Origin of the sequence: Pseudomonas sp. Z1-12, from assembly GCF_051132015.1 — a bacterium.
Classification (GTDB): Bacteria; Pseudomonadota; Gammaproteobacteria; order Pseudomonadales; family Pseudomonadaceae; genus Aquipseudomonas; species Aquipseudomonas zanjanensis.
Map to the genome: position 1 here is coordinate 4,239,439 of NZ_CP071647.1, position 24,003 is coordinate 4,263,441.

The 24,003-nt window shown below is 57.5% G+C and carries 30 protein-coding genes; 25 read left to right on the forward strand and 5 right to left on the reverse strand.

Going from position 1 to position 24,003, the window contains the following annotated elements:
* The first annotated feature begins 293 nt into the window (after window positions 1-293).
* From J3P85_RS17910 to J3P85_RS17960, 11 genes are all read left to right on the forward strand, one after another.
* Complete coding sequence (locus J3P85_RS17910) at window positions 294-875, forward strand: STY4534 family ICE replication protein (RefSeq protein ID WP_434702772.1); 582 nt, start codon at window positions 294-296, stop codon at window positions 873-875.
* Between the two features lie 71 nt (window positions 876-946).
* On the forward strand, window positions 947-1,204 hold the full coding sequence (locus J3P85_RS17915) for a hypothetical protein (RefSeq protein ID WP_434702773.1): 258 nt from the start codon (window positions 947-949) through the stop codon (window positions 1,202-1,204).
* A gap of 99 nt (window positions 1,205-1,303) precedes the next feature.
* Window positions 1,304-1,798 (forward strand): JAB domain-containing protein, encoded by a 495-nt coding sequence (locus J3P85_RS17920; protein WP_434702775.1) that lies wholly within the window; start codon window positions 1,304-1,306, stop codon window positions 1,796-1,798.
* A gap of 53 nt (window positions 1,799-1,851) precedes the next feature.
* Window positions 1,852-2,598, forward strand: a complete 747-nt coding sequence (locus J3P85_RS17925) for an ABC transporter substrate-binding protein (RefSeq protein ID WP_434702777.1) — start codon at window positions 1,852-1,854, stop codon at window positions 2,596-2,598.
* A gap of 106 nt (window positions 2,599-2,704) precedes the next feature.
* A complete protein-coding gene (locus J3P85_RS17930; protein ID WP_434702779.1) occupies window positions 2,705-3,247 on the forward strand; it encodes a PilL N-terminal domain-containing protein in 543 nt (180 codons plus the stop codon).
* Window positions 3,244-3,915 carry a chemotaxis protein gene (locus tag J3P85_RS17935; RefSeq protein ID WP_434702781.1) on the forward strand — a complete coding sequence of 224 codons (672 nt, stop codon included), beginning with the start codon at window positions 3,244-3,246 and terminating at the stop codon, window positions 3,913-3,915. Before J3P85_RS17930 ends, J3P85_RS17935 begins: the two co-directional genes overlap by 4 nt.
* 9 nt (window positions 3,916-3,924) lie before the next feature.
* Window positions 3,925-4,644: a TIGR03759 family integrating conjugative element protein gene (locus J3P85_RS17940; protein ID WP_434702782.1), complete on the forward strand. Its 720-nt coding sequence runs from the start codon at window positions 3,925-3,927 to the stop codon at window positions 4,642-4,644.
* Window positions 4,626-5,174: a lytic transglycosylase gene (locus J3P85_RS17945; protein WP_434702784.1), complete on the forward strand. Its 549-nt coding sequence runs from the start codon at window positions 4,626-4,628 to the stop codon at window positions 5,172-5,174. The genes J3P85_RS17940 and J3P85_RS17945 overlap by 19 nt, the downstream gene beginning before the upstream one ends.
* Window positions 5,171-5,686, forward strand: a complete 516-nt coding sequence (locus tag J3P85_RS17950) for an integrating conjugative element protein (protein WP_434702786.1) — start codon at window positions 5,171-5,173, stop codon at window positions 5,684-5,686. The genes J3P85_RS17945 and J3P85_RS17950 overlap by 4 nt, the downstream gene beginning before the upstream one ends.
* 9 nt (window positions 5,687-5,695) lie before the next feature.
* The gene (traD, locus tag J3P85_RS17955) at window positions 5,696-7,801 is read left to right on the forward strand and encodes a type IV conjugative transfer system coupling protein TraD (RefSeq protein ID WP_434702788.1); all 2,106 of its coding nucleotides are present in this window, start codon (window positions 5,696-5,698) and stop codon (window positions 7,799-7,801) included.
* A gap of 89 nt (window positions 7,802-7,890) precedes the next feature.
* The gene (locus J3P85_RS17960) at window positions 7,891-8,622 is read left to right on the forward strand and encodes a TIGR03747 family integrating conjugative element membrane protein (protein ID WP_434702789.1); all 732 of its coding nucleotides are present in this window, start codon (window positions 7,891-7,893) and stop codon (window positions 8,620-8,622) included.
* Window positions 8,623-8,882: 260 nt separating this feature from the next.
* Here the strand turns inward: J3P85_RS17960 and J3P85_RS17965 are convergent, their stop codons facing one another.
* Window positions 8,883-9,338, reverse strand: a complete 456-nt coding sequence (locus tag J3P85_RS17965) for a hypothetical protein (RefSeq protein WP_434702791.1) — start codon at window positions 9,336-9,338, stop codon at window positions 8,883-8,885.
* A gap of 348 nt (window positions 9,339-9,686) precedes the next feature.
* On the opposite strand from J3P85_RS17965, the gene J3P85_RS17970 reads away from it, so the two are divergent.
* From J3P85_RS17970 to J3P85_RS18010, 9 genes are read left to right on the forward strand one after another with little or no spacing between them, the layout of a single operon-like run.
* Window positions 9,687-10,022, forward strand: coding sequence for an RAQPRD family integrative conjugative element protein (locus J3P85_RS17970; RefSeq protein WP_434702792.1), 336 nt, complete (start codon window positions 9,687-9,689; stop codon window positions 10,020-10,022).
* Window positions 10,019-10,258: a TIGR03758 family integrating conjugative element protein gene (locus J3P85_RS17975; RefSeq protein ID WP_434702793.1), complete on the forward strand. Its 240-nt coding sequence runs from the start codon at window positions 10,019-10,021 to the stop codon at window positions 10,256-10,258. The genes J3P85_RS17970 and J3P85_RS17975 overlap by 4 nt, the downstream gene beginning before the upstream one ends.
* Window positions 10,259-10,275: 17 nt before the next feature.
* Window positions 10,276-10,647 (forward strand): TIGR03745 family integrating conjugative element membrane protein, encoded by a 372-nt coding sequence (locus J3P85_RS17980; RefSeq protein ID WP_434702794.1) that lies wholly within the window; start codon window positions 10,276-10,278, stop codon window positions 10,645-10,647.
* A gap of 7 nt (window positions 10,648-10,654) precedes the next feature.
* Complete coding sequence (locus tag J3P85_RS17985) at window positions 10,655-11,068, forward strand: TIGR03750 family conjugal transfer protein (protein WP_434702795.1); 414 nt, start codon at window positions 10,655-10,657, stop codon at window positions 11,066-11,068.
* Window positions 11,065-11,706 carry a PFL_4703 family integrating conjugative element protein gene (locus J3P85_RS17990; protein ID WP_434701828.1) on the forward strand — a complete coding sequence of 214 codons (642 nt, stop codon included), beginning with the start codon at window positions 11,065-11,067 and terminating at the stop codon, window positions 11,704-11,706. Before J3P85_RS17985 ends, J3P85_RS17990 begins: the two co-directional genes overlap by 4 nt.
* Window positions 11,703-12,515: a TIGR03749 family integrating conjugative element protein gene (locus tag J3P85_RS17995; protein ID WP_434702796.1), complete on the forward strand. Its 813-nt coding sequence runs from the start codon at window positions 11,703-11,705 to the stop codon at window positions 12,513-12,515. The genes J3P85_RS17990 and J3P85_RS17995 overlap by 4 nt, the downstream gene beginning before the upstream one ends.
* A complete protein-coding gene (locus J3P85_RS18000; RefSeq protein ID WP_434702797.1) occupies window positions 12,505-14,019 on the forward strand; it encodes a TIGR03752 family integrating conjugative element protein in 1,515 nt (504 codons plus the stop codon). The genes J3P85_RS17995 and J3P85_RS18000 overlap by 11 nt, the downstream gene beginning before the upstream one ends.
* Window positions 13,982-14,398, forward strand: coding sequence for a TIGR03751 family conjugal transfer lipoprotein (locus tag J3P85_RS18005; protein WP_434702798.1), 417 nt, complete (start codon window positions 13,982-13,984; stop codon window positions 14,396-14,398). The genes J3P85_RS18000 and J3P85_RS18005 overlap by 38 nt, the downstream gene beginning before the upstream one ends.
* Window positions 14,398-17,145, forward strand: coding sequence for a conjugative transfer ATPase (locus J3P85_RS18010; protein WP_434702799.1), 2,748 nt, complete (start codon window positions 14,398-14,400; stop codon window positions 17,143-17,145). The genes J3P85_RS18005 and J3P85_RS18010 overlap by 1 nt, the downstream gene beginning before the upstream one ends.
* Window positions 17,146-17,169: 24 nt before the next feature.
* On the opposite strand, the gene J3P85_RS18015 is transcribed toward J3P85_RS18010, so the two are convergent.
* From J3P85_RS18015 to J3P85_RS18025, 3 genes are all read right to left on the reverse strand, one after another.
* Complete coding sequence (locus J3P85_RS18015; protein WP_434702800.1) at window positions 17,170-17,916, reverse strand: zeta toxin family protein; 747 nt, start codon at window positions 17,914-17,916, stop codon at window positions 17,170-17,172.
* Complete coding sequence (locus J3P85_RS18020; RefSeq protein WP_434702802.1) at window positions 17,913-18,161, reverse strand: hypothetical protein; 249 nt, start codon at window positions 18,159-18,161, stop codon at window positions 17,913-17,915. Before J3P85_RS18020 ends, J3P85_RS18015 begins: the two co-directional genes overlap by 4 nt.
* A 185-nt stretch (window positions 18,162-18,346) precedes the next feature.
* Complete coding sequence (locus J3P85_RS18025; protein ID WP_434702803.1) at window positions 18,347-18,688, reverse strand: LasR-specific antiactivator QslA; 342 nt, start codon at window positions 18,686-18,688, stop codon at window positions 18,347-18,349.
* Between the two features lie 76 nt (window positions 18,689-18,764).
* On the opposite strand from J3P85_RS18025, the gene J3P85_RS18030 reads away from it, so the two are divergent.
* From J3P85_RS18030 to J3P85_RS18050, 5 genes are all read left to right on the forward strand, one after another.
* Window positions 18,765-19,019 carry a helix-turn-helix domain-containing protein gene (locus tag J3P85_RS18030; protein WP_027912527.1) on the forward strand — a complete coding sequence of 85 codons (255 nt, stop codon included), beginning with the start codon at window positions 18,765-18,767 and terminating at the stop codon, window positions 19,017-19,019.
* 115 nt (window positions 19,020-19,134) lie between these two features.
* Complete coding sequence (locus J3P85_RS18035) at window positions 19,135-20,091, forward strand: TIGR03756 family integrating conjugative element protein (RefSeq protein ID WP_434702804.1); 957 nt, start codon at window positions 19,135-19,137, stop codon at window positions 20,089-20,091.
* On the forward strand, window positions 20,088-21,470 hold the full coding sequence (locus J3P85_RS18040; RefSeq protein ID WP_434702805.1) for an integrating conjugative element protein: 1,383 nt from the start codon (window positions 20,088-20,090) through the stop codon (window positions 21,468-21,470). Before J3P85_RS18035 ends, J3P85_RS18040 begins: the two co-directional genes overlap by 4 nt.
* A 3-nt stretch (window positions 21,471-21,473) precedes the next feature.
* Window positions 21,474-21,782, forward strand: a complete 309-nt coding sequence (locus tag J3P85_RS18045) for a hypothetical protein (protein ID WP_434702807.1) — start codon at window positions 21,474-21,476, stop codon at window positions 21,780-21,782.
* 10 nt (window positions 21,783-21,792) lie between these two features.
* A complete protein-coding gene (locus tag J3P85_RS18050; protein ID WP_434702808.1) occupies window positions 21,793-23,331 on the forward strand; it encodes a conjugal transfer protein TraG N-terminal domain-containing protein in 1,539 nt (512 codons plus the stop codon).
* On the opposite strand, the gene J3P85_RS18055 is transcribed toward J3P85_RS18050, so the two are convergent.
* Window positions 23,324-23,734 carry a DUF3742 family protein gene (locus tag J3P85_RS18055; RefSeq protein WP_434702809.1) on the reverse strand — a complete coding sequence of 137 codons (411 nt, stop codon included), beginning with the start codon at window positions 23,732-23,734 and terminating at the stop codon, window positions 23,324-23,326. The two genes, J3P85_RS18050 and J3P85_RS18055, sit on opposite strands and share 8 nt — an antisense overlap.
* Window positions 23,735-24,003 lie beyond the last annotated feature (269 nt).

Sequence of the window (24,003 nt, forward strand, 5' to 3'; positions counted from 1 at the left end):
AACCTTCAAGGCTACGCCACGCTCGTGGTGGTTTACCCAAGTGCGATCAGCATTCGGAGGCTCGCACGATTACCGCTTCAGCGGTGATGAATGCCCACTATCCCAGATCCGCAAACCACTACTGCGGATCCTCTTCTGCTGCATCGCTATTCCCCAGGCGCATCGTTCTGATTGTCATCGGCTTGCCGGTGTCGAGTCGCTCATCGCTCACCTTCACCTTACCCACCCTGACGGGGACTCACTTCCCCGTCAGGGAACTGTGTGTCGCCGTTTTTCCTTAAAGGAGAACCACCATGGCCCACGCCAACCAATCCCAAGAAGCGACCACTTACTTCAATCTGCACACCGTCGGTATCGGCTACCTCAACCGTGTTCGTGAAGTACAAGTCCGCCGCGGCCAGCCATTCATGGCCTGCGATATCGCCGCCCTGCACGGTGCCACCGATGCGGTCGAGTACACCCGCTTCGACTGCAAGGTCGCTGGAGGCGAAGCTGAACGTTTGGTACGTCTCTATATGGACGCCGTCAAAGCCGAGAAAAAGGTCTTGCTGTCGTTCCGCATCGGCGACCTGTGGATCGACCCATTTCTCTATGAGAAAGGCGATAAACAAGGCCAGCCGGGTGCCAGCCTGAAAGGTCGTCTGCTGTACATCGACTGGATCAAGGTCAACGGCACGTTCGAATACAAAGCGCCTGCCAGGCAGGAGGCAACAGCACCTGCTGAGCAAGCGCCAAACAGTGAGCCATCCCCACCATCGGCCGATGCCGAAGCTGAGGATACCGACAACCCAACAGAGTCCAGGATTGAACCTGAATCTGCACCCACTTCCCGCACGGCTCGACGTGTTGCCAAACGTACTGTTCAGTCCGCCTGAACGATCCACGATTGTTTACCTCAAGGCGCTCAATCGAGCGCCTTTTTTTCAATCAGCACAGGAGAACCATCATGGAATCCTTCTGGCTTTGCGACGATTGCCTGTTCGCTACGGCTTACGAGGACTGCAGCACGTTATCACTCTATTACACGACGGATGAGGTCGAGGAACGCATCGCCGGTCTCCAGCGTGGGCTGGTTCGGCTAATGCCCATCAGTGCCGATTTCGATCCCGAAACTGGCCGTGGAATAAGAACCTCCTCCCCATTGCCCTGCGACGGTTGTGATTCCCACCTGCACGGACAACGCCACCGATTCACTCGGTTGTGAACAGCGCGTCATCGAGCAATGCCCGTGACTCTATATCCACCTCGGGGACACCACTCTCCCAGGGGTGTACCCCCGGATTGTTCCCTTAGGAGGTACCCCATGAGCACCCAACTCACCCTGATTGAAACCTCGAATGTCGAGGCTGATCGTATCGCCCAGGAAAACCAGCTGATCGACGAAGCGCTGCACATCCTGGATCGTCGGCTGTTCACCCGCGGCCCCAACCTGACGTCGCCTGACGCCGTGGCCTCATATCTAAAACTACATATTGCACCTCAAGAGCATGAGGTTTTCGGTGTGATTTTTCTCGATGCCCGCCATCGCGTTCTGGCATTCGAGATTCTCTTTCAGGGCAGCATTGATGGTGCCAGCGTTTACCCCCGCCAAGTTGTCAAGCGCTCGCTAACGCATAACGCAGCAGCCGCGATTTTTGTACACAACCATCCCTCCGGTTGCACGGAACCCAGCCTGGCGGATCACGCCTTGTCCGCAAGACTGAAGGAGGCCTTGGCCTTGGTCGAAGTTCGCGTACTCGATCATTTCATCGTCGGTGAAGGTCATCCTCTCTCCCTTGCCGAGCATGGCTGGCTTTAACCCCCCAAAGGCGTCTCCGGACGCCTTATTCATTTCCCCGCTGGAGAATCCTCATGAACCCAACACCCCACCCCTCAGCTCTGCCGGAAACCTCGAATCCATTTGCTCGCGGCTACGACAAACTGCATATCGAACGACTGCTACAGATCACCTACACAAATGACTGCCCTCCCTGCTTTCGCCCCGTCCATGACTCACAAGCCCATCTGCCCGACGATGCGTTAGAACTGTACCCCTGCCTGTTCAATGACGATTTCGCTCTGATTAACGAGGGTCAGTCCATCCCGGATGAATTGGATGAACGCTTCCCGTCCACCGGACTAGTGCGGCAAGTGATCTATGCCGTAACTGGCGAAATGCTCAACGAACGACATCACGTCGGTGACCTGTATTCCCTGGAAGAAGCCCAAGCCATGGCCCATCGTTTGAGCTTCGACACAGGACACTACAGTCGAACTTGGGAGATCAGTACCGCACACCTCACTGACGAAGCACTGCACCACTTGGAAAGCCGGGTTGGCAATTTCGCCCCCAGGGCAACCGGACTGCTGTTTGAACCCTTTGCCCTGCCAGGCTGTAATGGCGTCGGGTGCAAGCTGATCGGCACGCCCTGGACCGACGATAACTTGGTGAAAATCGAGGGCGCTCCTTACTCATCGCTGAGGCAAGAGCAACTCGACGCCGGTACGCCGGAAGCCTTGGTCAACGTACTGCATCTGGCAGCATTGGCGGATGTGAGGCTGTTGATTTTCGATCCCGACGCTGCCGTCTTGGACGGGCTAGCCATTTTTGATGAGTAGTAAGGCCTTCAGCGTTAACACGACTCGCCTTGAATCAACTTTCTCACTGAATGGCTCCTTCACCTCATGTCAGGTTCTGCACTGAATCTGACATGAGGTTTTTTCCATGGAGCGTTTTTTCACGCCTGTCTGCCTGCTGGGCTTGTTGAGTGCCTGCACCGCGCAAATCCCAATCCCATTGCCGACTCATCCAGAGATAGACGGTGACTCCAATCGGCCCCAGTTATCGACGAGCCCGGCCGACGAAAACCATCCGTCAGAGCTCCGCTATGGCCGCTATACGCGGGTCAGCACCGAGCCCACCACAGAACAACGTGATCTTCTCGCTCAAATCGTTGACGTGAGCATTCCGTCCCACCTGAATTCTTCGGTACAGGAAGCGATGCACTACGTGCTGCAGCGCTCGGGTTATTCGCTGTGCCCTACCACCGAACCAGTAAAAATGCTGTTTACCCGGCCTCTGCCCGCCGTCCATTACCGGCTCGGCCCGATCTCACTGCGCAACGCGCTACAAGTGCTGGCTGGCCCCGCATGGCAACTCACGACCGATGAGGTCAGCCGTTCGGTCTGCTTCGAACGGGAGAAAAATGATGCTGGCACGGTGCGGGTCACACCAACCTCGTCCCATCAGCCGGAGGCACGCCCATGAAAGCCTCGACGTTTCAAACCCTCATTGTCGGCTCACTTTGCCTGGCGGTCTCCGGACTGAGTGGTGGTTTGTATAACCAGTATCAACGCGTGACCGAGCTGGAAAATTCGAACGCCCAACGCGTACAGACCCTGGATACCTTGCAACGTGATTCAAGCGCCCTCTTGGATGCACAGGAAAAGCTGCAGTACGCACTGCAAGACCTGAAGCAGATGGTCGATACCGGTGAGCAACAGGCCAATACCCTCGATCCGATGCTGGATCAATGGGCGCAAGAGATACAGGAGCTACGCGACGGCCTGGCAGACCGTGCCGCCGAAGCCGACATGATCGCGCTACGCGCACGACTTGAGCACGTTGAGCAGCAACTCCTGGACCTCAAGACCCAGCCATCAATCCCACCACTGACATCTTCCTCGGCCAAGCCGAAAAAAGCCGCTCGCCCCAAGCCTACCCCGCTCTCGCCGCCATTCTCAGTACTGGGTGTCGAGTCTCGCGGTGGCGAGCGCTTTCTGGCGGTCGCTCCTCCTAATAGTCGCTCGCTCAAGGATATCCAGTTGCTGCACAACGGCGAGCAGTTCGGCACATGGCAGTTGAAAGTGCTGGAGCGGACCGCGGCCATCTTCGCGGTGACCACTCAGCCAGACCAGACAGTACAACTACCTTGAGAAACGATCATGAACCGAGCGCTACTGTGCCCCTTCGTCTGTCTCGTTTCACTGCTTAGCATAGGCGCTGCGATGGGAAATCCTGTCACAACACCGTCAAGAACTCAGGAAACTCAATCCACTCCGCTGGGGCGTTCGCACTCTGAACAGGCGACGAGCTGGGGGCTTACGGAGCAGGAATGGACACGCTTCGAACAGATCCAAGCCAGCCCGCGTGGTTTTTGGAGCCCTAACCTCGATCCGCTGACTGCGCTCGGCGTCGAGGCAGAGACCGACCAAGAACGCCAGCGCTATGCCGAATTGCAGGTAGCGCTGGAAGCTAAACGTGCCGAGCGCGAGTTGGCCTACCAAAACGCTTACACCGCAGCCTGGGCCAAGCTGTTTCCAGGGTTGTTGCCGATCCAGGGTATGACATCCCCACCCCTAACCAGCTCATCGGTAGAGCCGCGCCAAGCGCTGTTTGTCGAGGACCATTGCCCAGCGTGCACCGCCGAAGCGCAGCGTCTGCAAAGCAGTGATACGGCTTTTGATATCTACCTGGTGGGCAGCCAAGGCGAGGATGAACATGTCCGTGGCTGGGCCCGGCAAGCTGGAATTGATCCGAACAAGGTTCAACGCCGACAAATCACCCTGAACCATGATCGTGGTCGCTGGTTCAGTCTGGGTGCCCCGAGACCGCTACCCGTCAAATTTCAGCAGGTGAATGGACAATGGCAACGTCTCGACTGATTTCTATTGCGCCCTTGCTGACAGTGCTCGCCGTCCACGCTGACGAACTTCCGCCTCCGGCTTATCAACTGGCGGCGCATGACGCCAACATCCCTCCTACGGTGTTGTTCGCGATTGCCCAGCAGGAGAGTGGCGCCCGCCTCCGTGGTCGACTGCTGCCTTGGCCCTGGACACTCAACATTGCCGGTAGCCCTTACCGCTTCGCCACTCGTCAGGCCGCCTGTCACGCCTTGCTTCAGGCGCTTGCTCGATATGACGCCAAGCGGGTCGATGCCGGGCTCGGGCAAATCAACCTGGGTTACCACGGACAACATTTTTCCAGTCCCTGCGAAGCCCTTGAACCCTACCGCAATCTGACCGTGACTGCTGCGCTGTTGCAAGAGCATCACGCTGTCACCGGTGATTGGGTGTCAGCTGCTGGCCGCTATCACCGCCCGGCAGGAGGGACACTGGCCGCGCGTTACCGCGCCGGTTTTTCCCAACAAATTGAACGACTGCAGGTTTCCTTTAAACAGGGCACACCACCATGAAGCGAACTCCCATTGCGTGTTACTTCTCCATGCTCTTGGCTGCTTTCACCCAATCGGAATTGTCCGTTGCAGGAGATCGACCTAGCGACTTCATCCGCCCCCAACTTCAAGCCGACAAGCCACCAATAAACAACAAGACCCAGCCTGATCGCGCCATACATGCGGATCTGTCCACGTTTGCCGATGAATCCTGGATACTGCCCGTCCGCAGCTCTCATTTGAGCCCCGGCCAGATCAGGTCTCGCCCACTGAACATGCCGAACTTACAACCATTCTTTCTGGTCGGTGAGGATTCCGCTTCACTGGTTTGGCTTCGTCAACGTGCGACTGAACTGCAGGAAATGGGCGCGGCCGGTCTGGCGATTGAAGTAACCGATACCGAAGCTTTAGCGCGAATTCGCGCAGCCGCGCCCGGTATCACAATCCTGCCGGTCAACGGCAATGACATTGCCACCCGCCTGCGGATTGAGCACTACCCCGTCTTGATCACTGCCACCTCACTGGAACAGTGAGTCCAGGTCATGGCCGAGCATGCGATGGAATCTAAACTCCGGCCAGCAGTGGAGCTGTACACCGTATCAATCTGCATCGCGGCCGCAGTGCTGTGTATGTTCTCGCCCTGGGCGGTGGCCCTGTCACCCGAGATCGGGCTGGTTGCGGCGCTGGCTTACACCTTGTTCGGCCTGATCCGCCTGCGACAAGCCTGGGAGGTGCTGCGCTATCGCCGCAATATCCGCCGTCTGCCCCGCTACGAGCTGACCAGCCGGCAGATTCCGGTGAGCCGCCAACGTCTGTTCATGGGCCGCGGCTTTCGCTGGACCCGCCTGCATACACAGCGCTTGGTCGAAGCCCAAGACCCAGCGGTCGCTCACTATGTCGAGCAACCTACCCGTTACCGCCTGGCACGTGGACTCGAACGACGTCTGGAACATGCACCGTTTCCGCTCTCAGCGTTAGCCCGTGTCACAGCGTGGGACAGCGTTTTTAATCCATTGCGACCTTTGCCGCCAGTTGGTGGCTCGCCGCTGTTACATGGGGTTGAGCCCAACGAAACGGAAGTCAGTCTGCCGCTGGGTGAACGAGTCGGACATACCCTCGTTCTGGGCACGACCCGTGTTGGCAAGACCCGGCTCGCCGAGGTGTACATCACGCAAGACATCCATCGCGTTGAACACGAGGTAGTGATCGTCTTCGATCCGAAGGGCGATGCTGACCTGCTCAAGCGGATGTACGTCGAAGCCAAACGGGCCGGTCGGGAAAAGGAGTTCTATGTGTTCCATCTGGGCTGGCCGGAAATTTCCGCCCGCTACAACGCCGTTGGCCGTTTCGGACGCATCTCAGAAGTGGCATCACGCATCGCTGGGCAACTCAGCGGTGAAGGCAACTCGGCGGCCTTTCGCGAGTTCGCCTGGCGCTTCGTCAATATCATCGCCCGCGCCCTGATCGAGTTGGGCCGACGCCCAGACTACCTGCAGATCCAACGGCATGTGGTCAACATCGATGCATTGTTCATCGAATACGCCCAGCAGTTCTTCGCCAGAACCGATCCGAAAGCCTGGGAAGCGATCGTCCAGCTTGAAGGCAAGCTCACCGAGAAGAACATTCCCCGGCATATGATCGGGCGCGAAAAGCGTGTAGTAGCGATCGAGCAATATCTGGCCATGAAGCGAGTATTTGATCCGGTATTGGACGGATTGCGTTCGGCGGTGCGTTACGACCGTACCTATTTCGACAAGATCGTCGCCTCGCTGCTACCACTGCTGGAGAAACTCACCACCGGCAAGACCGCCCAGCTACTGGCTCCCAACTACACCGATTTAGATGACCCACGGCCAATATTCGATTGGATGCAGATCATTCGAAAACGCGGCATTGTCTACGTTGGTCTGGATGCGCTGACCGATGCAGAGGTCGCCGCTGCTGTGGGCAATTCCATGTTCGCCGATTTGGTCTCAGTCGCGGGCCATATCTACAAACATGGCATTGACCATGGCCTACCCCAATCGGGCGGCACCGGCGACAAGCTGCCGATCAACCTGCACGCCGATGAGTTTAACGAGTTGATGGGCGATGAGTTCATCCCGCTGATCAACAAGGGCGGCGGAGCGGGTATCCAGGTAACGGCTTATACCCAAACCCTTAGCGATATCGAGGCGCGCATTGGCAACCGGGCCAAAGCCGGTCAAGTGATTGGCAACTTTAACACCCTGCAAATGCTCCGAGTGCGCGAAACCGCTACCGCGGAGTTACTCACCAAGCAGTTGCCTATGGTGAATGTACTGACAAAAACGCTGGTATCCGGAGCCACAGACACTTCCGATCCTGAGGCCAACACCGACTTCACTTCGTCCTCGCAAGATCGCATCAGCAGCACCAGTGTGCCGCTGATCGAGCCGGCACATATCGTCAGCTTGCCCAAGGGGCAAATGTTCTCCTTCCAGGCTGGTGGACAGCTCTGGAAGGTCCGCATGCCGTTGCCTAATCCCTCCAACGACGACGCCATGCCCAAGGACCTGCAGGAGCTTATTCAGCGGATGCGGGCCACCTACAACGAGCAAGCGGGGCAATGGTGGAGCGCAAGCGGTGGCGGTCCAACCATAAACTTCGATCTGGATCAGGTGGGGTAGCCCGGCACCGCCACAGGTTTCGATTCAGCATAAAACGATCCTAAAGGCGTCGTGACGATAAAAACACTGCAACGCTGAGGAAGTGAACAATGGCGACCTCCGTCCGGAACACATCGCCACAACCGATCCAGCGCCCGGGGTTGATCATCTCCGTGATCGGCCTAGTCCTGCGCATCATCGGATTGCTCATGGCCTCATTGCTGTTCTCAATCCTGATCGAGTGGGCTGGTCTGCTCTTTTTTTGGGGCGATCAGGGCTGGCGACACAGCCAGGCCATGCTAATCAATGAACTACGGTGGCTCAGTGAGCACTTTAAACATTCACTTTTCATCCAACAGCCTGGGCCCACGATTGTCCAGTGGCTGGAGTGCCTCAACAAGTGGCTGCTGGTAAAGACTGGCTTGGCGGAGTTTGCCCAACAGGCGCGCACGTCGAGTCAGGGTAACGGTTTATGGAGCTGGGCCAATCAGCTCTATGTGAGCATTGAGGATTTAGTACTGGCGGCGGTGTATGTGATCCTTACCTTCGTGGTGCGCATGACCATTCTGTTCCTTGCCACACCATTGTTTCTGCTGGCTACATTCACCGGTGTTATCGATGGCTTGATGCGCCGTGACCTACGCAAATTTGGCGCGGGCCGAGAAAGCAGTTTTGTTTATCACCGCGCTAAACGTGCAGTGATGCCTCTGCTGATCGTACCTTGGGTAATCTACCTGTCCCTGCCCTTTTCACTCACTCCTATGGCCGTTTTTTTGCCCAGCGCTGTGATACTCGGAACAACAGTAGCGATCACAGTGATGACTTTCAAAAAATATCTCTAAGTGCTTAATTATCGCGGCCAGCGCATTGATATCAAGGCGACCGGGGGCGCCACGAACTATTGATTAAGAGAAATTTCTTTGAGCATGCAAATAAAATAGCTACGTTTTTTGCGTCACAGTTTCGAAAAAACGGTCGCCCTGGGTTAAGGATCCGCACCTCTATTGCGCGGTCAAGGAGCGGCGGCATAGGTAAGTCAGGCCTAGGCCGCCGAAGCCTTATGCCGTCTGCAAATTCCATCCGGCCAAATAACTCACGTCGCCTATTTAATCCCAACAAGACCCTTAGCTAAACTCCGGCCTTCGGTATCCATATTGCGATTGGACATTGCATTGTTCAGAGCGCCTGTTGCCTGACTCAAGGCGGATTGCATGCTTCTTATCTCGGTCGTCAAAACTTCTCGCCGCTGCTTGAGATCGTCGTCAGACAGGGTTTTATCGCTTGCCAGCTCCATCAGTTCTTGGCTTTTCTGGGCGATTTCTTCCTGGAGTTTACGAATATTCTTCAGAACCTCTTTAACGTCCTCTGGTAGTGGTGCTCGATCAATGTCTGCATTTTTCTCACTGTCCAGTTTCTCATGGCCTTCCTTCGAGATCTGAACCTTCGTAGTGACGGACGTAGAGCTTGAACTGGCTGAGCTTTCGGTCACTGAAACTGATGAAGGGGACACGACCCGGATTGGCATTACAGCGGTAGTATCGAAAGATGCAATTTTCATTGAGGTCCAATTCCTAGGCGTTAGTCGAGTTTCTTCACGGTATCGGCCTAGAAAGAATGAACTTTAGCCTCATGCATTGTTAGCGTTCGGGCGGAAGGTTTGCAACGCTGACAGAAAAATATACCGTCCGAGCTATTGGAATCGTCACTTCTATCTTAGCGGCTCCTAAACGGTATCGCTGGGCAAGCCTCTCCCTTGGTCGGCTACGTGAGGTTGGTATAAATGAGCGGCGATACGGAATGTAAATCTTCCTATGCTTCAAAAAACGATGCATCTGCCCTCAGATTTCTTAAGGAAAAATTCGGCCTCTGACTTGATTCTGCTCCCAGATCCATATGAGCCAGCATCATGCCAACTACCGCCTCTCGCTACTTGTTACTGTTCTCGCTTGTTATCGTCGATGGCAGCAGTTATGCCGCATCTGCTCATGAGCAGGAACAGCTCAGCCTAGTCCAGCAGCAACTCGGCATTATCGAACGCCTAGCGGCACGAGCTGAGGCAACCAACAGGTCTGGACCCGACGAACGCTATCGCTTCGACTATCCCCGGCTGACTCAGGACATCCAGCGCCTCCGCCTGGGAGTACAAGGTTACCTGTCCCCTTCCCGCGCCCAACCTCGCGACCCCACTGAATTGGTTGGAGATTACCGCCTTGAAACTCCGTTCGCGGAGCCGTCGCCATGAGCATGACTGACGCTCAGAACTCAGCGTTCCTAAACGCCTCCGGGTTCTCACCGCAGAGCAGTTCAACGCTGTGGCTGTCCATGGTTCTCGTTCTGGCTTTGCTTTGGAGCGCCTGGGTGATGTGGACGGCTTACCGGGGATGGGCCACCAGCAGTGTGCGCTTCGGAGCCTTCGGCGGCAGCGCGGCGCGCGCGTTACTCACCTTGGTGGTCCTGATGTTCTTCACCCTGTCCTAACTCCGGAGATCAGCGTCATGCTCAAGTGCCTTGTCCCCCTGAAAAACAACCTGCGTGATTTTGCAAGCCAGCGCTTGATCGGCCTACTGCTGGTGCTCGGTCCAAGCTTGGCTTTCGCCGAGCTCCCCACCATGGAAGCCCCTTCACGCGGCGAAGGCTCCGGGTTGATCGAGACGATCAAAAACTACGCCTACGACGGCGGCATCCTGCTCGGACTGCTGATCGCCCTGCTCGCTTTCTTGGGCGTGGCCTGGCACTCCCTAACCGTCTATGCCGATGTGCAGAACCAGCGCAAGACCTGGAAGGACCTCGGCGCCGTGGTAGGCATCGGCGCCTTGCTGGTGGTGATCATAATCTGGTTCTTAACCAAGGCTGCCGCAATTCTGTGAGGCGGACATGAACGACACTATCGAACGCCTTGCCGACGGCACCTTAGTGTTTCTGCCTGAGCGACTCAATCGTGATCCTGCCGTGTTGCGCGGTTTGACTAATGATGAGATGTGGGTAGCGCTCGGTACCGGCGCAATCATTGGGTTGGTGCTGGGAGTTCCTCTAGCGATTGCCACCGCCTCTATTGCCGTGGCGCCAACCAGCATGATCGCAGGCATGGCGGTAGTGTTATTGGCCGGTGGGGCGCTACTGCGTCGGGCCAAACGAGCCCGCCCCGAGACCTGGTTGTACCGCAACCTCGAATGGGTCCTCGCCAGCCGTTGGCGCCTGGGTCGCGGAAGTTTGATCCTTCACTCCGGCGCCTGGACGGTTCGCCGTTCGCGTCGGCTGCGCCCTGCTCTGTGCCGGTGGCAGCGATGAGCCGCTTTCGGAACAAGGTGGATGCCCAACAGGCCCATATCTTCAGCCTGCGCCTGGCAGTAGTGATCCTTGTCCTGGTCTGTGCCGGACTCTGGTACGGCTGGCGCTCGGCACCGACCGATCTGACCGTGCATGTACCACCAGATCTGCGCTCGGGCAGCACTCGCAAGTGGTGGGATATCCCTTCAGAAAATATCTATGCCTTTGCCCTGTATATCTTTGGTCAGCTCAACCGCTGGCCCTCGGATGGCGAGCAGGATTATCGCCGCGCCATCTATGGCTTGCAGTCCTACCTGACACCTGCCTGCAAGGCCTTCCTCGACGGCGACTACGAATACCGCAAGGCCGCCGGTGAACTCCGCCAGCGGGTGCGTGGCGTCTACGAAATTCTGGGCCGCGGTTACAGCGAAGATCCGGAACTCAGGGTCAAGCAACTCGACCGCGATAGCTGGCTGGTCACCCTCGACCTCAACGCTGATGAATATTACGCCGCGGAACCGGTGAAACGGGTGGTGGTGCGCTATCCACTACGCGTGGTGCGGTTCGACCTCGATCCCGAACGCAACAAGTGGGGACTGGCACTGGATTGTTATCAAGGCACGCCACAAAAAATCGCTCTGCCTGGAGGTGATTCATGAAGCGGATGTCTACCCCGGCGCTCACCATCGCACTGATGCTATGGGGAGCTGCAGCGCAGGCAGTTGAGTTGATGCGTTGGGAACGCCTCCCCCTCGCGGTACCGCTGGTGATCAATCAGGAGCGGGTGGTCTTTGTCGATGAGGCTGTTCGCGTCGGAGTGCCCTCAACCCTGACGGGCAAGCTGCGTGTGCAATCAACTGGCGGCACGCTGTACCTGCGCGCGTCGGAGGCCATCGCCCCGACCCGCCTACAGCTGCAATCGGTCGCGACGGGCGAGATCATCCTGTTGGACATTGCAGCCAAGCCTGGCGATCAACCGCTGGAACCCGTGCGTATTCTCGAGAATGCTCAGGAGCAGCCTACCGAGGCTGAATCCAGCACCGTCCCTGCTCCAGAACGTACGCCAATCCCAGTCGCTTTGACGCGCTACGCCGCGCAAAGCCTGTACGCACCGCTACGCACCGTGGAGTCCCTGCCCGGCGTACGTCGCGTCCCGCTAAAGCTGCGCACAGAACTGCCAACCCTGCTGCCGACCGAAAACGTGTCCAGCACGCCCGTCGCCGCCTGGCAACTCGGAGACTACTGGGTTACAGCAGTGAAGTTGCGCAACCGTGGCTCAGCGACGGTGCAACTCGATCCGCGTTGGCTACAGGCCAAGCTATTCGCCGCGGCATTCCAGCACACCTTCCTCGGACCTGTCGGCAGCGCCGAAGACACTACGGTTGCCTACCTCGTCACCCGCGGCGCCGGTCTTGAACACGCCGCGCTGCTCCTGCCTGTTTCGGAAGGTGCCGACGATGAAAGCTAACGCCTTACTTAAATGGCTAGTACCAGCTGTGCTGCTGGGCGTGGCTTTCATCATCTTGAAAACCTGGATAGCGGGTAGTACCTCCCCTCCAGAGCACCCAGTTGGCCAGGACAATATTCAGTTATCCGCCGAGCAAGCCAAGTCGCTCGGTGTTGCGGGCGACACTCCACGCGATACGGTCGCCACCTTGATCGGCCAAGTGAAGGCCATGCGTAGCGACATGCTCGGCTTGAAGAAACACAACGATTCGCTGCAGGCGGAAAACAATCGCCTGCGGGACAGGGAAAACAGTGTTGATTCGCGAATCCAAACGGCGCTTGGCAGTGTGACCCAGCAGGTCGACGAAGGCCGCCGACAAGCCAACGAAGCCCGACTCAAAGCAGAACAAGACAGTCGTCAGGCTCGCGGTCTGCTGACGCAATTGCAGGAACAGTTGTCGGGGTTGACCGGCAAAGGCAAGGATATGCCGATCGGACTGGGGCTTGAACCGGGCGACGGTGCTCAGTTCGAAGGGCAGCATTCTGCCAATGATGCACTGCAGTGGATTGAGCCCTTGGATGCTATGCCCACTGACGCCCAGGGCAATACCAAGACCGGGGCCGCCATGAGTCTGCCTACTGCTTTCAACTCACTGGAGGGTTTGAAGGACAATGCCATCGACCGCAGCCAGAAGCAGTTACGCGAGGTCTCCAAGGGTGAACGTGACTTGACACGCTCCGCTGATCGTACCGAAGGCGCGAAGCCGGTCTACACCATTCCCGAAAACGCAACATTGATGGGTTCGGTCGCCATGACCGCGCTGATCGGCCGAGTCCCAGTCGACGGCACCGTGAATGATCCTTATCCCTTCAAAGTGCTGGTCGGCCCTGAGAACCTGACCGCCAACGGCATCGATCTGCCGGACGTCGCGGGGGCCGTTATGAGCGGCACGGCCTCCGGCGACTGGATCCTGTCGTGCGTACGCGGACAGGTCGAGTCAATTACCTTTGTGTTTACCGACGGCAGTATTCGCACGGTGCCTCAGCCGAAGGCAGTCGCCAGCCGCAATGCATCCACCGCCCAGAGCTCGAACACCGACAAGATTCGTGGCGGACTCGGTTACCTATCCGATCCATATGGCATCCCGTGCATTGCCGGCGAACGCCGCTCAAACGCTCAACAGTACCTCGGCAGCCAGAGCTTGATCACCGCCGCCGGCGCCGGTGTCGCCGCCTTGCTTGGGGATGAGCAGAACAACAGCAGCGTGATCAGTTCGGGCGGCAGTACGCTTGGGGTCACCAGCAGCAGTGGCAATAGCGCGCTGAATTCAATTCTCAGTGGTGGGGTCAGCGACATTCGCGAGTGGATCAACAAACTGTATGGCGAGACCTTTGCTGCCGTGTACGTGCCACCGGCCGCCCAAGTCGCGCTGCACCTCGACCATGAAATTACTATCGACTACGAGCCCAAGGGCCGGAGCGTTCGCCATGAAAAAGACCACGTTTCTCTGCCTGACCTGGACTAGCGTGTTTTCCTTGGTCCTGACGGGGTGTTCCACTGATAAGGAGACGCTGCTGCCCCATGGCGAGCAGACCATGCTGGACATCTGGAACAACGCCGGGTCGCAAGGCACTCAGCAGCAACTGTTGGATGCTAGGCAGCAGTTACGCCGTCCGCTGGCTCAGGCAGATGTCTCCGCGGCTCTCCAGGAACCGTACACGCGCACAGCGGCGAACGAGATCCGCAACCTGTTCCCGCGCCTGCCCAATCCCGATCTGGTGCTGTACGTGTATCCGCATTTGAGTGGTACCGAGCAAGCACCGGTTCCTGGTTACTCGACCGTCTTTCCGTTCTACCAACGGGTGCAGTACGCATTACCCGGTGAACGTCAGGAAGACTTGTAGTGCGTACCAGCGATGCGGGCAACCGAACTTCTGCATGGAAAGCCTGGCGCCACCCATTGCGCCCTCGGGCCACCTTGGCCGATGAAGCTGCACTCTATGCGCATAACCCCAGCTTCACCGATCACCTGCCATGGGTCGAATACCTCGACACCCAGCAGTGTTTTCTACTGGATGACAACCGCTCGGTGGGTGCCGTGTTCGAGTTGCTGCCCATTGGTACTGAAGGGCGCGAACCCGATTGGTTGATGGCCGCCCGCGATGCCCTCGAGGATGCCCTGCAGGATAGCTTCGATGAGCTGGACCAAGCGCCGTGGGTGGCGCAGTTTTTCTGCCAGGACGATAACGATTTCACCCCCTACCTGACGCGGCTCACCGATTATATTCATAACAGCGCGCGAGGCACGGTCTTCACCGAAACGTTTTTGGAACTCAGTCGTCGTCATCTGAAGGCCATCGCCAAGCCGGGAGGTCTGTTCGAGGACAAGGCCGTCACGCGCCTACCCTGGCGCGGCAATAATCGACGGGTGCGCCTGGTGATCTATCGCTGGCTTGAGGATGGCATTGAGGAGACGGGACTTACCCCGGTGCAATCCCTGCAACAGGCTTGCGAACGTATCGTGGCTTCGTTGCAGGCATGCGGGGTGCAATCGGCGCGAGTCGATGGCCACGGTCTGTATGCTTGGTTGTTGCCCTGGTTCAATCCGGCGCCCAGGCTCACGGATGAAGCGCCCGAGGATTTCTACCAATGCGTGGACTATCCGGAGTCAAGTGATGGCGAGTCGCTGGAGTTACCCTTCGATCACGACTTCGCCGAGCGGCTGTTTTTCAACGAACCGCGTTCGGATGTGCAACAGGGACTTTGGTACTTCGATGGACAACCCCATCGGGTCATGGTGGTGGACAAACTGCGGCGGCCTCCCTTGATTGGTCAACTCACTGGTGAAACTCGCAAGGGCGACGCGGTGAATGCGCTGTTCGACCAGTTACCCGAAGGCACGGTGATGAGTCTGACCCTGGTGGTCAAAACCCAAGATGTGCTCGAGGAGCAACTGAACCGTCTGGCGCGCAAAGCCATCGGTGAAAACCTGGCCTCGACCCAGACCCGTCAGGATGTTGAAGAGGCTCGCGCGATCATCGGCCGTCAGCACAAGCTATACCGGGGCACCCTGGCATTTTACGTGCGCGGTCACGATGAACAGCAATTGCACCAGCGATCGGTCAGCCTGGCCAACGCGCTGCTGGGTGCGGGGCTGCAACCGGTACGTGAAGGCGATGAGGTCGCCGCGTGCAACAGTTACCTGCGTTGGCTACCGATGTCTTACAACCCGGCCCGCGACACGCGCAACTGGTACACGCGGCTGATGTTCGCCCAGCACCTGGCGAATCTGATCCCGGTGTGGGGGCGCAGTACCGGTACCGGTCACCCGGGCATCACCTTGTTCAATCGTAGTGGCTCGCCGTTGAGCTTTGATCCGTTGTCACGCCTAGACCGGGCCATGAACGGCCATCTGCTGTTGTTCGGTCCGACCGGCGCCGGTAAGTCGGCCACCCTGGTCACCCTGCTGATGCAGGTCATGGCGGTGTACCGCCCTCGCCTGTTTATCATTGAGGCCGGTAACTCATTCGGCTTGCAGGGCGACTACTTCGCAACGCAAGGCCTATCAGTCAATAAGGTCCAATTGAAACCTGGCGCCTCGGTCAGCCTCGCGCCTTTCGCTGATGCTTACCGTCTAGTCGAGCAGCCAGATCAGATGGCGAGTCTTTCCATAGATGAGTGGGACGATGAGACGGCAGCCAGCAGAGAAGACCAGCGCGATGTTCTTGGCGAACTGGAGATCACCGCCCGGCTGATGATCACTGGCGGCGAGGCCAAGGAAGAAGCCCGCCTGAGTCGGGCCGATCGCAGCTTAATCCGCGAGTGCATTCTCGATGCGGCGCAGACCTGTGCGGCGGCGATTCGCCAGGTACTGACCCGCGACGTGCGCGACGCGTTGCTGCGAGTCGCCGCCGATACGCACTTGCCGGAGAAGCGTCGTGAGCGTGCCCAAGAAATGGGCGAGTCTATCGACCTGTTTTGCCAGGGTTTCGAAGGTGAACTGTTTGATCGCGAAGGCACACCTTGGCCCGAGAGCGATGTGACCATTGTCGATCTCGCCACTTACGCTCGCGAAGGCTACGAGGCACAGATGTCCATCAGCTACATCAGCCTGATGAACACCGTGAACAACCTTGCCGAGCGCGACCAGTACCTAGGCCGACCGATCATCATGGTCACCGACGAGGGCCATATCATCACCAAGAACCCGCTGCTGGCGCCCTTCGTGGTCAAAGGCACGAAGATGTGGCGCAAGCTCGGAGCCTGGTTCTGGCTGGCGACGCAAAACCTTGCCGACTTCCCCACCGCCGCGCAGACCATGCTCAACATGATCGAATGGTGGATTTGCTTGAACATGCCGCCCGCGGAAATCGAAGAAATCGCACGGTTCAAGAAACTCACGCCGGCACAGAAAGCCTTGCTGCTCTCCGCCAGTAAGGAGCCGGGGAAATACACCGAAGGAGTGGTGCTATCGAAGAAGCTCGAAACGCTGTTTCGGGCCGTGCCGTCCAGTCTTTATCTCGCCCTGGCCATGACGGAGCCCGAGGAAAAAGCCGAACGGTGGACACTGATGCAGAGCACCGGCTGCTCGGAATTAGAGGCGGCTTACCGGGTAGCTGAACGGATCGATAGGATGCGAGGAATTAAGTGAAACGGAGCTGATCTTGGGTTTCGATCAATCAGGTAACAAATCGTTGAATACCCGCTCCACGTAGGCTTGCATGAACCAGTCAGGAACCTCATCAGCCCTGAATTCAAGGTCAGTTCCGTCCGTTACTTCAGCGAGCAGCACAAGGTCCGCGCCGGAGTTATCAAAGATGTAAGCCCGGTTAGAGGCTGCAATGGCCGCTGGTAACAGATTCAGACAACGACCGTAGCGCTGCACAATTTTGTCGGTCGGCACTGGATGCCCACCGGCTGCAACACGGTTCTTGACCCTGTTGATATTGATGTCAGGATCTTCAGTGGCGACAAAGTAGAGGTAGGTGCGATATCCCGACGCTTTTGCCTTAAGCATAAAAGCGACTTTGTCCTCGCTAGACATCACCGTTTCGAAGGTGAAAGACAACTGCGCTTCAAGGAGCTTGTGCCGCATGAAATCAGAGAGCACGGAAGCAAAATAGGAGTTCATCGCGACGGACTGGAAATTCAGGCCGTTATTGCTGAAGCCTATTTTGGATGCCTCTTCAACGAGCTGGGTCGACCGAATCAGTCGGTGCGCCTTGATAAAGCCGAGAACCTTGTCACCTTCGACTTCCAGTTGAAAATCGCTGAACTCCAGGCGTCCACCCTCTTTGGCAGCCTTTTCGATTTCATCCGGATTGATGTAGATACCAATCAGATGGGAAGGAACGGCACTTTTCATCGTGCTTTTGCCAGAACCGTTAGGACCGGCAAACATCCTCAGCCGAGGAACCGTCATGAGCAGTGACGCACCTTGATAATGCCGCCCAAGGTCACTTTATGCTTGGGCTTGGCCATTCGAATAACCTTGTGCTTGCCATCGGCAGTCGTCTCAACGAGCTTGCCATCCATGACTTCCATCACGCTGCGTCCGGCCGCCAGCGCGTTGATATAGGCCGTATTGATCGCACCTTCAGCCATGGCTGGGATTTTACCCTCCAGTCGGCTCACCAGATCGTCACTCAACACTTGGTCGGCTTTCATATCGCGCTCCACGTTCTCAGAGCATGCAGAATCTGCACTTATCAGAATCCTAGCTACGTAAATCTGTTTATCACAGACCAAAGTCACTTCTGTCAGATCTCCATTCTAGAGGAATGGAGCCTGGAACCATACCTTCCAGTAGATTTTCCCGTGTAGGCCATATCGTCAGGGTTGGAGCCGCACGGCTACGGTAAAACGCCTTGAAGCCGTTGCTGAATCCTCAATAAAAATCCTGCTTCGAAAGCATCCTGAGATTCTCCTGCCGGACAAGTCTTCCGTGCCTGCGCCAGTTCCCACCACAGCGGTACGTCACCGGGTGTATTAAGCCAGGCCTGGGCGCATTGCACGCCACGTTCGATCATGGGCGCAAATTCGCTGCCCCACGGTGTCAGCAGACTCGGGCAACCGTCCGCCGCCGGAATTGAAACGTAATTTTCGTCCATAGACACCTTAGCTTTCGATTTAATTATTAATGCTGGGTCTGTCCCAAGCAGCATAGAAACAAAACTGGCACTTCGCTTAAGCATCAAAAAAGCGCCCGAATCAGAGCCATGTAGACTATATCCCGTGGATTGAGAGTCCCTCAAGGCGCAGTTTGCGCGCATGACTCAAGACTTCGAACAGCTCCGTCTGCAACTCGCGGAAAATATCCGCTCGATGCGACGCGTGAAGAACCTTACCCAGGAGCAATTGGCGCTCATGGCCGAGGTGGATCGTACCTACGTGAGTCAAATCGAACGAGGGGTAGGCAATCCGTCGTTATTGGTCCTCTGCAAACTCGCCAACATTTTCGAGATCAAAACGGATCAGCTGCTCATTGAGTCTGACGTGCTTGCTCGTACACTGAGCGCTGAATGACCATCTGCCGATTTAGAAGGTCGCTGTAAACCGACGATCCCGCGCTCGGCTTTCTCACTGACACCCCTCTCTCGATTATTGAACCTGTCCAGGCCATACACCCAGAGTCTGGATCATGTCTGCTGCCTGCCCGCATATTTCGCCCCAGAAGTTACATCCTTTGGTGCTGAGCATTCTGCTGGCATCCGGGTCAAGCGTAGCGCTGGATACCGGCAGCATTACCGCCTCCGTGCTTTCTCCAGACTGCATCGAGTACAGGGTCGTCGGCATCTGCTTCTGGTTGCTCTGCACCCCTTTTGGCTGCACGGTTAAAACCTCAACCAAGGTTCGTCATTTCATTCCTGAACTGGTGGTCTCCAGCTATGCCACCACCGGTAGCAATCCGTGGACCGAGATGGCCGCTCTCTCATCTCCCACCAGCGGTGCGGAAGGTGGCGGTAACCTAATCACGCCGAACACCCAGCGCGATAACCTGCCTCGTTTCAAAAATGTTGATGGCATCGGCCATCCCGGTGGCTGGGCCGCCACGCAACTTGCCTTGCAAACCGGCTACGCCTGCACCAGCGGCGCCACTGCGTTCATGCCCTACTACCTGAGCACTTGGGACTCACTGGCCTGGCGTCATGGCATCCCGGAAAGCTTTTACCCCGAGTCGCTCGTGCCCGGGATCCGTGAAATCGGTCGTCAGCTCGCGGGAAACATGTGGGGCAACGTCTATCCCCGGCAAGGATTTTTGGTGCAACCCGACGACTTCAAAGCCGCTGCGGTGATGGCGCAGCGAGCGGGTGACGTCATTACCCGCAACTGGCAACCGCACGTGTATGTCCCGCTCACACCCGTACCACGCGATGGTTATTGGCCGCCTGGCCCGATCGTTGAAAACGACGCTTCGACCCACAAATGGCAATTGCTCTCCCCCCGGATTCAACCCACATGCGCCATCTTCCCCAGCGATCCGGTGCAGAGCGCGGATGGCGGCTACGCCTGGTCGCTGTGGCGCCCCTATAGCTGCTGCAAGCGTGAGGGACAGACCTTCCTGTTCAGCATCGACTTCGAAGGTGGAAGGTCATGAGTCGACTTCTCGCAGGATCATGGTTGGGCTCGATGATTTTATTGCTCAGCGGGCTGCTCGCCGTGGCCACCCATGCCCATGCCGCCGAGGACGATTACCGTCTAGGCACTCAAGGCGAAGTGCTCGACGACCGGGTGATGTACACCATCGGTGGTGGCTCGGCAGCGGGCTCGCCGAGCTCGCTCTATCGCCCCAACGGGCTCGGTGTCGGCGGATCCTGGCAGGCGAACATGATGTGCGGAAACATGAGCCTCACCAACACCTTGCAAAACCAGTTGAACGGCGTCACCGAAGGTTTCCAGCAGATCATGGGCAGCATCGTGCAGAACGCGACCCAAGCAGTCATGTCGCTGCCGGCGCTGATTATTCAGCGCGCTAATCCCGGTCTCTATGAGTTGCTCAGTAACGGGGTGATGCAGGGGCGTATCGACTTCGACCGCTCCAAACTGACCTGCCAGGCCATGGCTGAGAAGATGGCGGACAAGGTCGGTCAAGCCGGCTGGGGCGCATTGGCCAAGAACCAGGAGATGCAGGGCAACCTCGAACAAACCGGCGGTGATGCGGTGGCCGCAGTGAAAAACACCGAGGCCCGTAACGGCAATAATGGGGTGTCATGGGTCGGCGGGCAGAAGGCTGGAGGTAGCGGACAAACACCCATCCGGGCAACCTCCGACGTAGTGCGCGCGGGCTACAACCTGCTGCATAACCGGTCCGTGGATGACAGCGCCTCGATCAGCAGCAGTGATTGCCTGGGCGGCGCTATTTGCCAGGCATGGACTTCACCCCAAGAGGAATCCGAATGGGCTGTTCAAGTGTTGGGCGAGACCGAAGTCGCGACCTGCGACACCTGCGAGACTCTGCGGGCTACCGCTGGCAGCGGACTGACGCCGCTGATCCAGGAGGCCTACAGTGAGCACCTCAAGACCCTGCAAGGGCTGTTGTCCGGCTCATTGTCGCCTACCATTGACAATCTGAGCAAAGCCTCCAGCCCGATGCTGCCGGTGACCCGTGGTGTGATCGAAGCCCTGCGCGACGATCCTGATCAGGAACTTCTGGCACGGCGCCTGGCCAGTGAGACGGCCCTATCCAGCGTGCTCGACAAAGCGCTCCTGCTATTACGCACGCTGCTGGCAGGCAGCCACGAACCTAACATCGCTTCCGCCGAACCGGCCCAAACAGCCTTGACGAAAAACATCGACACGCTGGAGCGCGAAATCCGCCTGTTGCAGACCGAGCTGCAGGTCCGGCAGATGCTCACCACTAATACCGCCAGTCTGGTGCTCGATCGACATGCCGGAGGTGCCGATGCGTCGCGCACCGTCGAGCAAGGCGACCCTGAACCTGGCCGACTCAACGACGCTGACGCCAGGCGCAAATGAGCCATGAAACGCTCACTGCTATTCACTTTGCTTTCAAGTCTAGGGATCGCCGCAGGGATGATCCTGACCGCCGCACTGATCGCCTGGATCGGCCGCACTGCGCTGGGCAGTTTCGAGGTCTGGCAGCAAACCTTGGAATCGATACGGCCTTATCTGCGGTGGTGGCGCGCCCTGCTCTATGGCGTCCTCTTTGCGCTCTGGTGGGACCTGCTGAGGCGCTACCGACATCGACCGCAGGACCGACTGCGCGTGAAACGCGCCGGGACATTAGGGCTCTTGCTCTTTACCTGCGTCGAGCTCACTCGATTGTGAGGTCACGACCATGCTCATGAGCACAAACAGCTACCTGGAGTTTTACCTCTCGCTGCTGGCATGGATCATTAACAACGGTATCTGGAACGTCCTGTCCGATACTGGGCTGTTCGCCGCGCCCTTTGGTGCAATCATCTTGCAAGAATGGTTGTCGGCCCGTCAGCAAGGCGCGGATGAAGGCAACAAGGGATTGCTCTCGGTGCCTCGAATCGAAAACCGGCTTTGGTTGGCTTACATCGTCGTATTGTTCGGCTGCGCGCCGGTCTTCCCGCTAAACCTCGCCTCAATGGCCTTCGATGATGCAGCGAGCCAACGCTGCGGTGTCAGTGTGGCCAAGCCATCGGAAACCGCCTGGGGAATCACTTTCAACACCATCGGCGAACGCTCTGCCAATGTGCCGATCTGGTGGTTTCTGGTGCACGCCTTGAGTAAAGGAGTGACCGCAGCGGCCACCGCCTCCATTCCCTGCGCACCGGACATCCGGCAGATGCGCATGGAGATCGACAGTTCGCGCATCGATAACCAGATTTTGCTACAGGAAGTCGCCGACTTCACTCGTGACTGCTACGGCTATTCTCGCTCTCGGCTCTTCACCAATCGTCCGCAGCTGGACAAGGCGCAAAGTCATGATGCGTCCTGGATCGGCTCAAGCTATTTTCTCGACACTCCGGGCTACTACGACACCGATCGCTCACGGACACCGCGAGTCAGTTGGCCCTATGATGAAACACGCGATATTTCTTTGCCACGACTGGAGAATGGCGCTGGCTACCCCACTTGCAAACAGTGGTGGAATGATGGCGGTGTCGGGTTGCGAGAGCGCTTGATCGAGCAAGTCGATCCTTCGCTGTTGGCTCAGCTGAAAGGCTGGTTGACTGGTCGTTCAAGCAGCGAGATCAAGGATGCCACCCTGCGCGAACTGGTCAGCCCGCGCCAACAATCGATGTCCATGTCGCCCGGACAGGTGTATCAGGACTATGGCTCCAGTGCCCGCGGTGGGTCGATCAATCAAGGGCTCAATAACCTGGCCACCAACACTGGGCTGGCCCTAGGCTCCTTCAGCAACTTCCCGGCGATGAACGCGCTACGCGCCGCCCTGCCAATGGTGCAGGCTTTCCTGATCATGGGTGTCATCATCAGCTTGCCGCTGATCCTACTCGTCAGTACCTACCAGCTAAAGACTGTCTTGACGGTGACGTTCGCGCTGTTCACGCTGCACATGCTGACCTTCTGGTGGGAGTTGGCCCGCTGGGTCGACTCGAGCATGCTCGATACCTTGTACAACCAGGTGTCGGCGTCCGATCAGGCGCTTTTGTCCCTGCCGACATCCGGATTTATGGATGGAACCGTGACGGCGCAGGTAATTGAGTATGTGATGGGGGCGATCTTCTTGGTTCTGCCAGGTCTATTTCTGGTTGCTATGAGTTGGGCAGGCTACTCAGTTGGCAGCAGCCTTGAAGGGATGCTAGGAAGTGCGAGCAAGGCAGCGCATGGCGCGGCAGGCAAAGGCACAGATCAGTTGATGGGAGCTACGAAAAGGATCATCTGACATCACTATTCGATGATTTTGAATGCCCGATGTAATGGCCGTTGTCGTCGTAATTTCCTAGATAGGAGTTGGCCCCTAAAAAGTCTGGACCTGGATCATTGCCTTCAAGATCCGAGTCAATGGCAGCCTTGGACAACAGGAGACCAATCACAGCAATCATCGTTACGACAGAAGCGACCAACCAGAAACCGATAAAGAGCAACCCAAGGAGGAATGCCAGCTTCGTAACCAGAAAGCTCCCACGAACCAATAGCCCACCCGCAGGCATACCTGTCGCCACCGCACGTTGAGCGACACGAGATTCAAATCCTTTCAACCTGCGATAAACACGTTTTACCGACATACCGCATGCATATGCCCAGCGGTGTGCGCGGGAGATTTGAAGTGGCTGCTGAGCCGGCATGATTGCGCCCTCTTCTGAACGTGTTCCTGTGGAAATCGAGATTACAGCCTACTACTGAAAATCGCCCACGCTTAACCGTTTATCAGCTTGCTCGGTCGAAAAACTCTTCATTGGAAGACAGAAGACGCAGCTCGTGCACCAGCGCTTCTATGGCCGTTGACCCGTCCATATCATCCAGCTACATAGAGGGTACGGATCGCTGTTATCGACAGCACCTTCCCAGGTAGCCAGAGCCTTCAAAGCTACGTCACTCCGGTGATGGTTCCCCC

Bases quoted from the DNA above. Each gene is read 5' to 3' on its own strand.
- J3P85_RS17945 (WP_434702784.1), top strand. From the start codon at position 4,626: ATGGCAACGTCTCGACTGATTTCTATTGCGCCCTTGCTGACAGTGCTC.
- J3P85_RS18035 (WP_434702804.1), top strand. From the start codon at position 19,135: ATGTCTGCTGCCTGCCCGCATATTTCGCCCCAGAAGTTACATCCTTTG.
- J3P85_RS17935 (WP_434702781.1), top strand. From the start codon at position 3,244: ATGAAAGCCTCGACGTTTCAAACCCTCATTGTCGGCTCACTTTGCCTG.
- J3P85_RS17965 (WP_434702791.1), bottom strand. From the start codon at position 9,338: ATGAAAATTGCATCTTTCGATACTACCGCTGTAATGCCAATCCGGGTC.
- J3P85_RS18020 (WP_434702802.1), bottom strand. From the start codon at position 18,161: ATGAAAGCCGACCAAGTGTTGAGTGACGATCTGGTGAGCCGACTGGAG.
- J3P85_RS17995 (WP_434702796.1), top strand. From the start codon at position 11,703: ATGAAGCGGATGTCTACCCCGGCGCTCACCATCGCACTGATGCTATGG.
- J3P85_RS17985 (WP_434702795.1), top strand. From the start codon at position 10,655: ATGAACGACACTATCGAACGCCTTGCCGACGGCACCTTAGTGTTTCTG.
- J3P85_RS18030 (WP_027912527.1), top strand. From the start codon at position 18,765: ATGACTCAAGACTTCGAACAGCTCCGTCTGCAACTCGCGGAAAATATC.
- J3P85_RS18055 (WP_434702809.1), bottom strand. From the start codon at position 23,734: ATGCCGGCTCAGCAGCCACTTCAAATCTCCCGCGCACACCGCTGGGCA.
- J3P85_RS18045 (WP_434702807.1), top strand. From the start codon at position 21,474: ATGAAACGCTCACTGCTATTCACTTTGCTTTCAAGTCTAGGGATCGCC.
- J3P85_RS17940 (WP_434702782.1), top strand. From the start codon at position 3,925: ATGAACCGAGCGCTACTGTGCCCCTTCGTCTGTCTCGTTTCACTGCTT.
- J3P85_RS17975 (WP_434702793.1), top strand. From the start codon at position 10,019: ATGAGCATGACTGACGCTCAGAACTCAGCGTTCCTAAACGCCTCCGGG.
- J3P85_RS18050 (WP_434702808.1), top strand. From the start codon at position 21,793: ATGCTCATGAGCACAAACAGCTACCTGGAGTTTTACCTCTCGCTGCTG.
- J3P85_RS17930 (WP_434702779.1), top strand. From the start codon at position 2,705: ATGGAGCGTTTTTTCACGCCTGTCTGCCTGCTGGGCTTGTTGAGTGCC.
- J3P85_RS17960 (WP_434702789.1), top strand. From the start codon at position 7,891: ATGGCGACCTCCGTCCGGAACACATCGCCACAACCGATCCAGCGCCCG.
- J3P85_RS18040 (WP_434702805.1), top strand. From the start codon at position 20,088: ATGAGTCGACTTCTCGCAGGATCATGGTTGGGCTCGATGATTTTATTG.
- J3P85_RS17910 (WP_434702772.1), top strand. From the start codon at position 294: ATGGCCCACGCCAACCAATCCCAAGAAGCGACCACTTACTTCAATCTG.
- J3P85_RS17950 (WP_434702786.1), top strand. From the start codon at position 5,171: ATGAAGCGAACTCCCATTGCGTGTTACTTCTCCATGCTCTTGGCTGCT.
- J3P85_RS18015 (WP_434702800.1), bottom strand. From the start codon at position 17,916: ATGACGGTTCCTCGGCTGAGGATGTTTGCCGGTCCTAACGGTTCTGGC.
- traD (WP_434702788.1), top strand. From the start codon at position 5,696: ATGGCCGAGCATGCGATGGAATCTAAACTCCGGCCAGCAGTGGAGCTG.
- J3P85_RS18000 (WP_434702797.1), top strand. From the start codon at position 12,505: ATGAAAGCTAACGCCTTACTTAAATGGCTAGTACCAGCTGTGCTGCTG.
- J3P85_RS17920 (WP_434702775.1), top strand. From the start codon at position 1,304: ATGAGCACCCAACTCACCCTGATTGAAACCTCGAATGTCGAGGCTGAT.
- J3P85_RS17980 (WP_434702794.1), top strand. From the start codon at position 10,276: ATGCTCAAGTGCCTTGTCCCCCTGAAAAACAACCTGCGTGATTTTGCA.
- J3P85_RS17915 (WP_434702773.1), top strand. From the start codon at position 947: ATGGAATCCTTCTGGCTTTGCGACGATTGCCTGTTCGCTACGGCTTAC.
- J3P85_RS18025 (WP_434702803.1), bottom strand. From the start codon at position 18,688: ATGCTTAAGCGAAGTGCCAGTTTTGTTTCTATGCTGCTTGGGACAGAC.
- J3P85_RS18005 (WP_434702798.1), top strand. From the start codon at position 13,982: ATGAAAAAGACCACGTTTCTCTGCCTGACCTGGACTAGCGTGTTTTCC.
- J3P85_RS17925 (WP_434702777.1), top strand. From the start codon at position 1,852: ATGAACCCAACACCCCACCCCTCAGCTCTGCCGGAAACCTCGAATCCA.
- J3P85_RS17970 (WP_434702792.1), top strand. From the start codon at position 9,687: ATGCCAACTACCGCCTCTCGCTACTTGTTACTGTTCTCGCTTGTTATC.
- J3P85_RS17990 (WP_434701828.1), top strand. From the start codon at position 11,065: ATGAGCCGCTTTCGGAACAAGGTGGATGCCCAACAGGCCCATATCTTC.